The following is a 13,538-nucleotide window of genomic DNA, read 5'->3' as shown; positions in this document are numbered from 1 at the left end:
CCCTACGCTTCCCGGTCAAAGTGATCCGATGATCACCGACCCGTTACGGACGGCTGACGTCGTAGCGGGCCTTGCCCTGATCCTCGTCGAAGAGGACCTCGATTTCCTTCTCGGGCACGGTGCTCATCTCACACTTGTAGCAGGTGAACCACATCATGTAGATACCGATCACCCACCACAGCAGCTGCCAGACCCAGATGGACGGCAGGCCGAAGAACCACCAGGTATCGGGGTTGGTCGGATCGCCGAAGACCCAGTTGCCCAGCAGGGCGCCCGGACCGAAGGCGAAGATCCACCAGCCGATGACGATGGTGAAGGCGATCGGGATCAGGTGACGCTTCTCGGCCGGCAGCGACGCATGCTCACGCAGGAAGGCGTGCACCGTCATGCGGTGATCGTAGTCTTCCTTGTTGTTCTGCGTCATTGCCGAGACGATCACGGCCACCAGGGCGTTGAGCACCAGGCCCCACCCAGCCGAGTGGATGGTCAGCGGCCAACGACCCCAGGGCACGTCGACGCCCATCGCCGCCAGCAGGTCGATGCCGAGGTTCTCGGTCATCAGCACGGCGATGATGCCCACGCTCAGGCCCCAGACGACACCCGGACGGGTGAGCCAGGGGAAGAAGCAGATGGCTGCCAGGGGCACCCACATCTGCGTACCCATCGCGGTGGCCAGACCGCCGAGCAGCACCAGGGCGTCGGTGGTCACCGTTGCCACGGTCAATGCTGCAAGCACCAGGATGGTGACGAAGATCCGCCCCGCCACGACCTGGGTCTGGTTGCTGGCGTTCGGCATGATGTAGCGACGCAGCAGGTCACGGGTGAACATGCCACTGGTGGTGGACATGTACGCCGCACCGGTGGACTGCATGGCCGCCAAGGCACAGACCGCCAGCAGGGCCGCCAACCAGGGCGCTGCCGCCTCCAGCATATTCAGCAGCTGGGGCACCAGCTCGCTGTCACCGCCCCGATCCAGGGACAGGTCCAGCCAGGCCCGCTCGAGATCCCCCGGCAGGGCTGCCAGCCAGTCCGGATCCATGTTGCGCGGATCCTCACCAATGGACAGCGCCGCCAGACCGGCCGCAATGACCTGCTCGACCTCCTGACGGTTCAGCTCGGGGTGCTCGGCCTGGATCATGCCACGCTGCATGACCGCCGAGGGCACCAGCGGGCTGAGGTTCATGCCGTCCAGGGACTCACCGGCATCGAGGCGCTGGCGCACCTCGTCGACTAGCCCCCGGTGTTCCGCACCCGGCTCGAACAGCGTCCGGTACTCGGCCAGCTCCTCGCCGTACTGGTCGGAGAAGATGTCCTTGGCGAACTCGGTGTTGCCGCCCAGGCCGTGGGTGGCCATTGCCTGGATCGCCAGGAACGTGAACATCAGGGCACCGACGCCCAGCGGGGACATCCAGGTCTGCTGCGGCGCAAACGGCCGCGGGTTCTGGTTGGAGAACGCCCACATGGTGAACGAGGGCGAAGCCATGATGCCGCCCAGCGCCAGCATGTAGGTGATGTTCATCACGCCGGTCCAGACGCCGCCCTGGGCATTGGCCGCGGCACCGACCCACTGGATGGCACCCGGGATGGCGACGTAGCCGCTGGCACCGGAATCACCCGGGACCATGCCCGGCGAGATCTCCCCAGCACCGCCGGTGGCCGTCTCCCACTCGACGAGGCCGGCAATCACGTGCGTGAAGTTGTTCCAGCCGCCGATGTAGTAGAGCGCCACGATGCCGATGACGAAGATACCCGCCATGAGCAGCACGGCCTGCGCCGCATCCACGTACGCCACGGCACGCAGACCGCCCGAGGCCACGTAGAAAAGCACCACCGCGGACAGCAGCCACATGCCGATCTCGACGCCCATCCAGCCGTCGGTGAGCACATGGAACAGGAAGCCCGAAGCGCGCAGCTGGATCCCCAGGTACGGCACCGCAAAGATCAGCGCCACGATGAGGATCAGGATGCGGATCGAGTCCGTCCGGAAGTAGTCCGCGAACATCTCGCCCGGCGTGACGTAGCCCCAGCGCTTGCCGATCATCCATTGGCGCTTGAGGAACAGCATGCCGGTAAACGGGATGCAGATGGAGTAGAACGAGGCGTAGGCGTACTGCAGGCCGGCCTCGTAGATCAGGCCCGGGTGGCCCACGAACGTCCATCCCGAGAAGGACGTGGCCGTCGCCGCCAGTATGAAGACCCACATACTGACGGAACGCCCAGCCACGAAGTAGTCGCTGGCTGTGCGCGACCAGAGGTATCCCTTGATACCCCAGAAGATGCAGTAGCCCCAGTACAGGCCTACAAACACCAACAGCCATATGGCCATAGCTGACATTACGCGTCTCCCCCTCACATTTCTGGAGTTATGAGGTGTTGCACCCCCCACAGGGGGCGGCAAGCACCTAGCGAAAAACGTGCCACCCTTGCGTGGCCCGCTAACCCGCTGATGCACCTGGGCGCCGGTCCCGGCCTCCCCGCGCGGACGTTACCCGCGGTAACAGGCCACGTTCCCGCAGGTAACACCGGTGAGTAACACCCGCACAGTGATTTGTCTCCGCGGCCGGGCTTGGGCATGATCAAAGCGAGCAGACGCCCGCACAGGAGAAGCGCCAATGGCCACCGGAGCGAACAGCCCCGGGGAACCGCACGTATCCGCCGACACGCTGGATATCCGCCGCCTGGCCGAGAACGAGGTCTTCCGCAACCTCGACGACGGGGTCCTGCGTGCCCTGCTCGGCCGGGGCAGCGTCCACCACCTGGACAGTGGCGAGGTGCTCTTCCACCTCGGCGACCCGGACCGGGATACGCTCTTTATCCTCTACGAGGGGCGCGTGGAACTGCGCGACGCGCACAACGTGGTCACCGTGCGCGAGCCGGTGACCCTGCTCGGGCTGTCAAGCTACTTCGACGACGAGCCCTACACCCTCACCGCCCTCGCCACCCGGCCGACGCTGGTCGTCGGCGTCCCCTTCGAGGACGTGCGCACCCTCGAACGCGAGCACCCGGCGCTGGCCGACACCCTAAGCCGCATCATCGCCGACCGGATCCGCGCCAACTCCTGGCAGCACCGCGGCAGCCCCACTGGCGCCCTGTCGCAGCCGGCCCGCACCGCCATGTCCACGCCGCTGACCTACCAGCAGCCGGACTGCAGCCTCGCCGAGGCGTTCCGCTTCATGGACGAGCGCCAGATCGGCAGCATCGGCGTGCTCGACGAGGCTGGTGGACTGGTGGGCCTGGCCACGCTGCGCACCATCGGCCGGGCCATCTTCACCCGCGGACTCAGCCCGGACGCCTCCATCGTCGAGGCCGCCGAGCGGATCACCGCCATCGGTCCGGAAACGCCACTGTCCGAGGCCAAGGACATCCAGGCGCGGGAGAACGTCAAGTACCTGGTGGTCATGGACGGCACGCGCCCGGTGGGCATGCTCTCGCAGTCGAACATGCTGCAGGCGATCATGGCGCAGCAGACGGTCATGCGCGAGCGCACCAACCGAGCCACCAGCATGGCGGAGCTGCGCCAACTGGCCGGCGAGGTGGGCTACGTCGCCCGCGAGGCCTGGAACAACAACCGCGAGGCGAGCCGCGCCACCTACCTGCTCAGCGAATTCCACCTGCAGCTCCAGCGCCGCTGCATCGACCTCGTCCTCGACGAACTCCACGGCGAGGGATGGGGCGAGGCCCCGCGCCCCTACGCCCTGCTCGTGCTCGGCTCGCTGGCCCGCCGCGAGGCACTGATCAACCCGGATCAGGACAACGCCATGATCATCGGGGACTACCCCCGCGGCAGCAGCGAGCCCCGCCCCCTGGACGAGACCGAGGCGGAGTGGTTCGCCAACTTCGCCGAGCGGGTCAACGTCCGCCTCGACGAGCTCGGCTACGAGTGGTGCAAGGGCGATATCATGGCCCGCAACCCGGAGTACCGCCACGCGCTGGAGCGTTGGCGGCAGCAGTTGCGCTACATCGCCCGGCACCCGAACAGCACCTCGGCCCGGTGGAGCAACATCTTTCTGGATTTCGAACTCCTCTACGGTGAGCAGGGGCTGGTCACCGAGCTCTGGGATTTCGTCCTCGCCACCCTGCTGGAGCAGCCCAAACTGCTGCGCTTCATGACCGGCGACGACGCCGAGGGGCAGCCGGCCGTGGGGCTGTTCAACCGCCTGATCCGCTCGCGCCGCTCCGACAATGGTCACGGCTGCGTCGATATCAAGCGCAAGGGCCTGCGCATCATCGCCAACGGCGCGCGCATCTACGCACTCTCCGCCAACGTGCGGGAGACCAACACCGTCGCCCGGCTCAAGGGCCTGCGCCGCGAGGGTGTGCTCACCAGCGAGATGGTCGACTCGGTCCTGACCGCCCACGAGGAACTGCTCGACCTGCTGCTGACCCACCAGATCGAGCAGCATCAGGCGGGGCAGATTCCGGACAAGTACATCGACCCCGAGGAGCTGGACGACCTGACCCGGCAGTCCCTGGCGACGAGCATGAAAGCGGTCAAGCGCTTCCAGGACCGCGTACAAGGCGTCTTCGGCCTTTAGAATAGGGCGCTCGCCGGGGGGGGCAGCACGCCCCCGGCGATGGCGACCCGGCACGATAACCGAGAGGAGGCGGCCACGAAGATGAGCCAAGAGATCCTGATCGTGGACGATGAGGACAACATCGTCTTGTCCCTGGAGTTCCTGATGAAGCAGGCCGGTTTCGAGGTACGCACCGCCCAGGACGGCGAGCAGGCCCTCGAGGCCCTCGAGGCGCGCATCCCGGACCTGGTGCTGCTCGACGTGATGATGCCCCGCAAGGACGGCTACGAGGTCTGTCAGGAGATTCGCCAGCGCGCCGAGTGGGCGCACCTGCCGGTGGTCATGCTCACCGCCAAGGGCCGTGACGTGGAGCGCGAGAAGGGGCTGGCCATGGGCGCGGACGACTACATCACCAAGCCGTTCTCGACCCAGGAAGTGGTGGAGACGGTCCAGCACATCCTGGCCAACGGGGCGCAGTGATGGCCAGCGCCATGGCTCGCCGCCGGCTGAAGTTCTGGGCACCGGCACTGTTCCTGCTCCTGCTGATCGCCGCTGCGCTGGCCACCGTCGGTTACTTGACCCTGGGCCACGTCCCCGAGGGCCCGGAGCGCGCCAACGCGCTGCTCGCCTTCGGGGCCGCCGGCGCCGTGCTCATGGGGGCCACCGTAGCCATCTGGATCCTCCTCGACGCCGCGGTGATCCGCCCTCTGGGTGCCCTGGCCCGCGGCGCATCGATCATGGCCCACTCCAATCCGGCCCACGAGCTGGAGATCCCGAGCATGCACCTGCTCGGCGAACTCCCGGAGAGCTTGCAGACCCTCGGCAGCAATCTCTACGAGAGCCGCCGCGAGGTGGCCAAGGCGCTGGGCTCCGGCGCGCAGGGGGCGGAGAACCAGAAAACGCGCCTGGAGATCGTCCTGCGCGAAATCCAGCAGGGTGTGATCGTTTGCGACACCGAGGGGCGGATCCTGCTCTACAACCCGGCCGCCGGGGAGATCCTGCGCAACGACGCCCTGGGCCTCGGGCGCTCGATCTACGATGTGCTGGCCCGCTCGGCGGTGGACCACACCCTGGAGATGCTCCAGCACCGGCTGGCCATCGCCGAGGACCACACGGTCGCCGAAAACCGGGCCGAGTTCGTCTGCGCAACGGTAGACGACGGTGCCCTGCTGCACTGCCGGATGAGCCTGCTGCCCTCCTCCAGCCCGCTGCGCTCCGGATTCGTGCTGACCCTGGAGGACATCACCCGCAAGATCGAGGGGGTGGCACGACGTGACCACGCCCTGCGCAGCGCCGTCGAATCGCTGCGCGCACCGCTGGCGAACCTGCGCGCCGCCGCCGAGAGCCTCGGGCAGGGCGACGAGGCCATGGCCCGCGAGCAGCGGCAGTCCTTCGAGGCCATGATGGTCCACGAGAGCCGCGAGCTGAGCCGGCGCTTCGAGCGCATGGCCCGGGAAACCCACCGCCTGGTCTCCGCCCCATGGACGATGGCGGACATCAGCAGCGCCGATCTCTTCGCCAGTGTGCTGCGCCGCCATCCCGAGGGGCTGCCCCGGGTGGAGGTGGTCGGCATTCCGCTCTGGATGCACGCCGAGAGCCACTCCATCGGCCTGGTGCTGGAGCACCTGCTGCGCCACCTGCGCGGCGACCTGGGCATCGAGTCGGTCCGGGCCGAGCCGCTCATGGGCGACCAGCGGGTCTATCTGGATCTCTCCTGGACGGGGGCACCGATCCCGCCGGAGAAGCTCGAGGGGTGGCTCGACGAGGAGTTGCCCGAGGCCACCGGACAGCTGACACCGCGTGGCGTCCTGGAGCGCCACGACAGCGTGGCCTGGAGCCAGACCCAGCCGCGTTGTGAAGACCGCGCGGTACTCCGCATCCCCGTGCCGGTGTCGCGGCGCCAGTGGGAGCAACCGGGCGAGCGGCTGCCGCCGCGGCCGGAGTTCTACGACTTCTCGCTGGCCGACCAGGCCGCCGACCAGGGCGAGCTGCTCGACCGTCCTCTGGCCCAGCTCTCCTTCGTGATCTTCGACACCGAGACCACGGGCCTGGCCCCTTCGGAGGGCGACGAGATCATCTCCATCGCCGGGGTGCGCATGGTCAACGGCCGCATCCTCGAGGGCGAATGCTTCGAGCAGCTGGTCAACCCGGGCCGGCCCATCCCCAAGGCGTCGATCAAGTTCCACGGCATCCGCGATGAGATGGTCGCCGACAAGCCCGGGATCACCACGGTCCTGCCGCAGTTCAGTGCCTTCGTCGGCGACTCGGTACTGGTCGCCCACAATGCGGCGTTCGACATGAAGTTCATCCGCCTTAAGGAGGAGCAGTGCGGCCTGAGGTTCGAGAACCCGGTGCTCGACACCCTGCTGCTTTCGGTCTTCCTGCACGACCACACCCCCGAGCACACCCTAGAGGCCATCGCCAACCGGCTGGGGGTGGAGATCAGCGGCCGCCACACCGCGCTGGGCGATACCCTGGTCACCGGCGAGATCTTCGCGCAGATGCTACCCCTGCTCGAGGAGCGCGGCGTCACCACCCTGCGCGAGGCCATCAACGCCTCCGAACAGATGATCGAAGTCCGCAAGCAGCAGGCTCAGTTCTGACGTGACGGGACGGCGCAGCGAGCGACTCACCGCCCTGGCCCTGCTCGGGGTGGTGCTGTTTAACTACCCGGTGCTATCGCTGTTCGCGGTGGACGGCAAGGTGCTCGGGGTGCCGGTGCTCTACGCCTACTTCTTCACCGTCTGGGCCGGACTGATCGCGGCCGTCGCCCGGCTCAACCGGGCGGCCGCACGGGGGTGAGCGCCGTGCTGCCGGCCTGGACCATTCTGCTGGTCTCGGCCCTTTACGTCGGGCTGCTCTTCGCCGTCGCCTATACGGCGGACAAGCTCGGCGACCGCGGCCTGTCGCTGGTCAACAACCCGTACGTCTACACCCTTTCCATCGCCGTCTACTGCACGGCCTGGACCTTCTACGGCAGCGTCGGGCTGGCCGCTGAACACGGGCTGGCCTTTCTGACCATTTACCTCGGCCCCACCCTGATGGCCATCGTCTGGTGGGTGGTGTTGCGCAAGATCGTGCGCATCAGCAAGCTCTACCGGCTGACCTCCATCGCCGACTTCATCGCCGCCCGCTACGGCAAGAGCATGCTGCTCGGCGGCCTGGCGGCGTTCATCGCCCTGGTGGGCACCACCCCGTACATCGCCCTGCAGCTGCAGGCCGTCTCATCGAGTTTCGACGTGCTGCTGCACTTCCCCGACATGGAGGCGGTCCAGGCGGGCAGCGCCGGCCTCCTCGACGACAAGGCGCTCTACGTAGCGGTCCTCCTGGCGCTGTTCACCATCCTCTTCGGCACGCGCCACATCGACGCCACCGAGCGCCTGGAGGGCATGGTGGTGGCCGTGGCCTTCGAGTCGGTGGTCAAACTCATCGCCTTCCTGGCGGTGGGGATCTTCGTCACCTTCGTTCTCTTCGCGGGTCCGGTGGAGCTCTTCCGCGAGGCAGCGGCCACCCCGGCCATCCAGGAACTCGGGCTGCTCACCGGGCTGCCCGGCGGCTACCAGAGCTGGATCGCCATGCTGGCGCTGTCAGCCCTGGCCATTCTCTTCCTGCCGCGGCAGTGGCAAGTGAGCGTAGTGGAGAACGTCAACGAGGATCATATTCGCACGGCCTCCTGGCTGTTCCCCCTCTATCTGCTGGTTATCAACCTGTTCGTCCTGCCGGTGACACTCGCCGGTCTGCTGTTCTTCGGCGACGAGATCCCCGGGGACGACTACGTCCTCGCCCTACCCCTGGCGGTGGATCAGGGCCTGCTCGGGCTGCTGGTGTACATCGGCGGCTTCTCGGCGGCCACCGGCATGGTCATCGTCGCCACCATCGCCGTGGCCATCATGGTCAGCAACGATATCGTCACCCCGGCCCTGCTGCGGCTGCGCCGCTTCCACGCCCGGGGCCGGCACGACCTGTCGAGGCTGATCGTCGCCATCCGACGCCTGGTGATCTGCGTCATCCTGGCGCTGGGCTATATCTACTACCTGCTCATCGCCGACACCCACGCCCTGGTCTCCATCGGGCTGATCTCCTTCGCCGCGGTGGCCCAGTTCGCGCCGGCGGTGCTGCTCGGGCTGTTCTGGAAGGGGGCGAGCCGGCGCGGGGCGCTGGCCGGGCTGGTGGCCGGCTTCCTGCTCTGGGTCTACACCCTGCTACTGCCCTCGCTGGCCGAGGCCGGCCTGCTTGGCGAACAGCTGCTCCGCGACGGGCCGTGGGGGGTCGAGTGGCTGCACCCCTACGCCCTGTTCGGCCTGGAGGGTATGGATCCGATCGCCCACGCCTTCTTCTGGACCATGCTCGCCAACCTCGGGCTGCTGCTGGGGGTCTCGCTGTTCGATCGACAGGGCGACATGGAGCGCATCCAGGCCACGCTGTTCGTCGACGTCTTCCTGCGCTCCGAGCGCGACGCCCGCTTCTGGGAAGGCACGGCCACCGTGGGCGATCTGCAGGATCTGCTCGGCCGCTTCCTTGGCCCGGAACGCTCCGCCGAGGTGATCCGCGAGTATGGCGCCCACCGCGGCCGCCCGCTGGACGAGGCCGAGCAGGCTCGGCCCGAGCTGGTCAACCACGTCGAGCGCCTGCTCGCCGGGTCCATCGGCTCCGCCTCGGCGCGGGTGATGGTCTCCTCCATCGTCAAGGGTGAGGCCCTCTCCTACGAGGGCGTGATGGAGATCCTCGACGCCACCTCGCGGGCCATCGAGTACTCACGGCAGCTCGAGGAGAAATCCCGCGCCCTGGAGAGCGCCACCGAGGAGCTGCGCGCGGCCAACGAGCGGCTCAAGGAGCTCGACCAGCTCAAGGACGAGTTCGTCTCCATGGTCAGCCACGAGCTGCGCACGCCGCTGACCTCCATCCGCGCCTTCGGCGAGATCCTGCTCAACAACCCCGAGATGGACGCCGATCAGCGCCGCGAATTCCTTGAGGTCGTGGTCCGCGAGAGCGAGCGTCTGACCCGACTGATCAACCAGGTGCTGGACCTGTCCAAGATCGAGAGCGGCTCGGCCCAGTGGCAGCTGGAGGACGTCGACCTCTCGCGCCTGGCCCGCGAGGCGGCCGAGTCTACCCAGCAGCTCTTCGCCGACCGGCAGACGCAGCTGCACATCGAGGTCACCAGCGACGACAACGCCGTCAAGGGTGATCCGGACCGGCTGATGCAGCTGATCATCAATCTGCTCTCCAACGCCTCGAAGTTCACCGAGCCCGGCGAGGGGCAGGTCTGGCTGCGCCTGGAGCCGGGCCGCGGCGACACCCTGCGCCTGTCGGTGACCGACAACGGCCCGGGCATCAGCGAGGAGGATCAGCGACGGATCTTCGACAAGTTCCACCAGATCTCTCAGCAACAGGCCGGCAAGCCCAAGGGCAGCGGTCTGGGGCTGGCCATCTGCCGGCTGATCGCCGACGCCCACTGGGGCACCCTGTGGGTGGAGAGCGAACCCGGCGCCGGGGCCAGCTTCGTCTGCGAACTGCCGTGCGCCGGCGGCGAGCACAGCAACGTCACCGGCTATGTAGCGTTCACCGAACACGGACCGACATCCCCAGGAGAGGCATCCGCGTGACCGATCCGCAGCCCCCCGCCTTCCAACCGGCCTGGTGGCTGCCGGGCCGCCACGCCCAGACCGTCTTCCCGGCCCTGCTGCGCAGCCCGCCGCGGATCCCGCTGACGCCGGAGACCTTTGAACTGCCCGACGGCGACTTCCTGGAGCTGGCCTGGGGGCCTCCGGGCCAGGGGCTGGCGATCATCGGCCACGGCCTCGGCGGCAGCAGCGACTCGGCCTACGTGCGCGGCGTGGTGGCGGAACTGGCCCGGCGCGGTATCGGATCGGTGGTCCTGCAGTCGCGGGGGGCCGGGCGGCGGCCCAACCGCCATCGGCGCTCCTACCACGCGGCGGCCTGGGACGATCTGGAGGCGGTGGTCACCGGTCTGGCGGAGCGGCGGCCCGGACAGCCCCTCGCGGTGGTGGGCTTCTCGCTGAGCGGCTCGATGCTGCTCAACTGGCTGGCCGAGCGCGGCGACAGCCCGGTGGCGCTGGCCGTGGCCGTCTCGGTGCCATTCGAGCTGGACCGCTGCGCCGAAGCCCTGGAGCAGGGCTTTGCGCGCGTCTACCAGGCCTACCTGCTGCGCCGGCTGCGGGCGATGGCCGCGGCCAAGTTCGCCGCCCGCAACGATGCACCGGTGCCGGTGGAGCGGATCCGGCGCATCCGCCGGCTGCGCGAGTTCGACGATCTGCTCACCGCCCCGCTGCACGGCTTTCGCGACAGCGCCGACTACTACCAGCGGGCCAGCTGCCGGCAGCGTCTCGGCGCCATCCGCCAGCCCACCCGGATCCTCCACGCGGCGGACGACCCCTTCGTGCCATCGGAGACCATCCCGCAGGCCGACGAGCTCGGCCCCGGGGTGTGTCTGGAACTGCAGCGCCACGGCGGGCACGTCGGCTTCGTCCACGGCACCCGGCCCGGCCAGCCCGGCTACTGGCTGGACGGGCGGATCGCCGGGCTCATCGAGGCCGCCCTGGGCAACCCGCCCGCTACCGGCTAGACCGGCCCCGGGATTAGAAGCGCAGCGTCCCGGTCACCCGGACGTCCCGGCCCGGCTCGTCGCGGATGTAGAAGTTGCCGCCGTCCTCGTCGACGAGTGAGGTGTGCTCGGCGTACTGCTCGTCGAAGAGGTTGTGCACCGCCAGCGCCAGGGTCAGGCGGTCGTCGGCCCACGGCTGCCACTCGGCCTGAACGTCATGGAGGTGGTAGCCGTCGCGCTCCGGCTCGTCGTCGGGGACGTCGGTGTGATCGCCTACCCAGGTGAGCGTGTACCCCAGGGTCAGGGTCTCGTGGGCCGCCCAGCGCTGATCGAAGACCAGGCGGTCACCGCCGCCCCCGCCCAGGCGCCGGATCACCCCCACCGGGTCGCCGTCGTCGTCGACGGCCTCGGCGCTGAGGAACGAGAGCCGGGCGTCGTAGGGACCCACGCCCCAGGCGGCGCGCAGCTCGTAGCCGCGCAGGCGGACCGGGTCGCGCTGAATGACCCCGTCGATATAACCATGACCGCTTGATACGGCGGGGGGCCCGCTATCCGTGCGAGTCAGACTGTTCTTGATCCGCGTCTCGAAGAGCGTCGCCTCGAAGTCGAAGCGGTCGCGGGCCGTGATCCAATCCCGCCCCTGGTAGCGCAGGCCGCCCTCGGTGCGGCGCGACTCCTCGGCCTCGAAGGGCTCGCCGTCGTTGAGGTTGGTCTTCTTATCGTCGATGTACTGCAGCCAGCCGATTGGCAAAATACCGGCGCCGCTGACCGCCTCGCCGTAGCCGGCGAACGCACTCCAGCCGGCGCTCATCTCCAGCTCGGCGCTGAGGTTGGGCGAGACGGCGTCGCCGTCCAGGTCCTGCTCCACCAGGTCGGTGTTGTAGTCATCGAAGCGCAGCCCCGCCGAGAGGCGCAGCCGCTCCCAACGCATCCGGTTCTGCAGGAAGGCGCCGAAGTTGCGCGAGCGGTGGCTGAGCCGCGGACCGTCGGTCTGGCCGATGCGCCCGTCCTCGGTGTAGTAGTCGAAACCGGCGGTGAGCCGGTGACGGGTCGGCCCAGCGTCCAGGGTAAAGGTGTTGCGCAGGTCGCCACCGTGCTCCACGGCCCGGGTGGCGGTGCCCTCATCCTGGCGCTCGAGGCGATTGTCGTTGCGGTAGACCCGGGCCTGCCAGTCCACGTGGGGGTCGGCCGGTTGGTAGCGGTGCTCGGCGGTCCAGGTCTCACGCCGCTGCTCCTGGCCCGTTAGCTCCTGGTTCGGGTGGGTCCGCTCGCGGGGGTCGCCGAAGTCACTGCCCCAGGAACCGTAGTGGTGGTCCCCCTCGAAGGTGTTGCGCTGCACGCCGAAGCGCAGCTGGTGCCCGCTGGCCGGAACCCGGCTGATGCGGGCCAGGTAGTCGCGGTCGCGGCCGCCGGAGTACGGCATGCTCCCGCCGCCGCCAACGCGGTAGTCATCCCGGTTGACCGCACCGATGTGGGCCAGGACGCCCCAGTCGCCGCCCAGCCGGCCGAAGGCGGTGGCCGAGCCGCGCTCGGCCTCGTCGGCGCTGGCGTAGCCAGCGCGCAGGCGGGCCCCGATCTCCTCGTCGGGGTCGAGCAGGTCCTGGGCATCCACGGTCTCAAAGCGAACCGACCCCCCCAGGGCACCGGGGCCCTGGTCCGCCGCCGGACGCGGGTCGAGATCGGCCGACCGCAGCAGGTCCGGGTCGAGGCCGGTCAGGCCACCGCGGTGCTGGTGAAGATTGCGCCCCTGGCGGGCGCCGTCGACGCTGACGTTGAGGTTGCTCGACTCGACACCGCGCAGGTAGAGGCGCTGGGCGTTGCGGCTGCCGCCACCGACCCCGGCCGAGGCCTCGCCGCGGAAGATCTCGGCGCTGCTGGAGGCCTGGCGGCGCTGCAGGGCTTCGCTGTCCGCGCCGCGTCCCAGGGGATCGCCGCCGGCCTCGATGCGCACCGGCGACAGATCGGTGGAGGAAGCGATCGGTTGGTCATCGTCCGCGGCGTGGGCCGGGACCGACACCGCCGTGGCCAGCAAGGCACCGAGCAGGCGCCCGGGTTTTCGATCGTTCGGATTCATGTTCAGCGCTCCTCGTCTTGCGACGGGCGCTGGCGACTCAAACTGGGGGAGCGACGACGGCTGCAGCGCCGCCGCCGGACGGATGGGATCACCGGCAAGCTCACCCCCAGGCGCGCCGCCCGCACGCCGTTTCGTGGGTTGCTGTGGGCCGGTCTCCGGGCTCGTGGGGGGACGCTGGATGCGTCGTTGCGGATCGCCTTCCCGCGAGGGCCGCCGGGTGACGGCTGTCTCGCAGTGGCCTGTGATCCGCAGGCCCCACCTACCGTTGCGGGGGCAGCGCCGGCTTCACTGCTGGGTGCAGCTGGACCGGACTTCCCGTTTAACCCCAGGCGATCCTGTTGCGCCTGCGGGCACCCACATCGAAGTCGCGGAGTTTAGGCAGGCT

The 13,538-nt window shown here is 68.7% G+C and carries 8 protein-coding genes and 1 riboswitch; of the genes, 6 read left to right on the top strand and 2 right to left on the bottom strand.

Annotated elements, in window-relative coordinates:
* Positions 1-43: 43 nt before the first annotated feature.
* On the bottom strand, positions 44-2,335 hold the full coding sequence (locus LRF89_RS04430; protein WP_201171819.1) for a sodium:solute symporter family protein: 2,292 nt from the start codon (positions 2,333-2,335) through the stop codon (positions 44-46).
* A gap of 277 nt (positions 2,336-2,612) precedes the next feature.
* On the opposite strand from LRF89_RS04430, the gene LRF89_RS04425 reads away from it, so the two are divergent.
* The 6 genes from LRF89_RS04425 (at position 2,613) to LRF89_RS04400 (ending at position 11,100) form a co-directional block, all read left to right on the top strand.
* A complete protein-coding gene (locus tag LRF89_RS04425) occupies positions 2,613-4,535 on the top strand; it encodes a putative nucleotidyltransferase substrate binding domain-containing protein (RefSeq protein ID WP_238636658.1) in 1,923 nt (640 codons plus the stop codon).
* Between the two features lie 81 nt (positions 4,536-4,616).
* Positions 4,617-4,994 (top strand): response regulator transcription factor, encoded by a 378-nt coding sequence (locus tag LRF89_RS04420; protein WP_201171826.1) that lies wholly within the window; start codon positions 4,617-4,619, stop codon positions 4,992-4,994.
* Positions 4,994-7,117: a 3'-5' exonuclease gene (locus LRF89_RS04415; RefSeq protein WP_201171829.1), complete on the top strand. Its 2,124-nt coding sequence runs from the start codon at positions 4,994-4,996 to the stop codon at positions 7,115-7,117. The genes LRF89_RS04420 and LRF89_RS04415 overlap by 1 nt, the downstream gene beginning before the upstream one ends.
* 1 nt (position 7,118) lies before the next feature.
* Positions 7,119-7,316 (top strand): hypothetical protein, encoded by a 198-nt coding sequence (locus LRF89_RS04410; RefSeq protein ID WP_201242928.1) that lies wholly within the window; start codon positions 7,119-7,121, stop codon positions 7,314-7,316.
* 5 nt (positions 7,317-7,321) lie between these two features.
* Entirely contained in the window at positions 7,322-10,120 is a 2,799-nt protein-coding gene (locus LRF89_RS04405; protein ID WP_238634655.1) for an ATP-binding protein, read from the top strand.
* Positions 10,117-11,100 (top strand): hydrolase, encoded by a 984-nt coding sequence (locus tag LRF89_RS04400; protein ID WP_238636657.1) that lies wholly within the window; start codon positions 10,117-10,119, stop codon positions 11,098-11,100. The genes LRF89_RS04405 and LRF89_RS04400 overlap by 4 nt, the downstream gene beginning before the upstream one ends.
* A gap of 13 nt (positions 11,101-11,113) precedes the next feature.
* Here the strand turns inward: LRF89_RS04400 and LRF89_RS04395 are convergent, their stop codons facing one another.
* Positions 11,114-13,153, bottom strand: a complete 2,040-nt coding sequence (locus LRF89_RS04395; protein WP_238636656.1) for a TonB-dependent receptor plug domain-containing protein — start codon at positions 13,151-13,153, stop codon at positions 11,114-11,116.
* Between the two features lie 129 nt (positions 13,154-13,282).
* Positions 13,283-13,516, bottom strand: a riboswitch (cobalamin riboswitch).
* Between the last annotated feature and the right edge of the window lie 22 nt (positions 13,517-13,538).

Origin of the sequence: Halorhodospira sp. 9621 (assembly GCF_022228055.1) — a bacterium.
In the GTDB taxonomy this organism is placed as follows: domain Bacteria; phylum Pseudomonadota; class Gammaproteobacteria; order Nitrococcales; family Halorhodospiraceae; genus Halorhodospira; species Halorhodospira halophila_A.
This window is presented reverse-complemented; position numbering and strand designations above follow the sequence as displayed.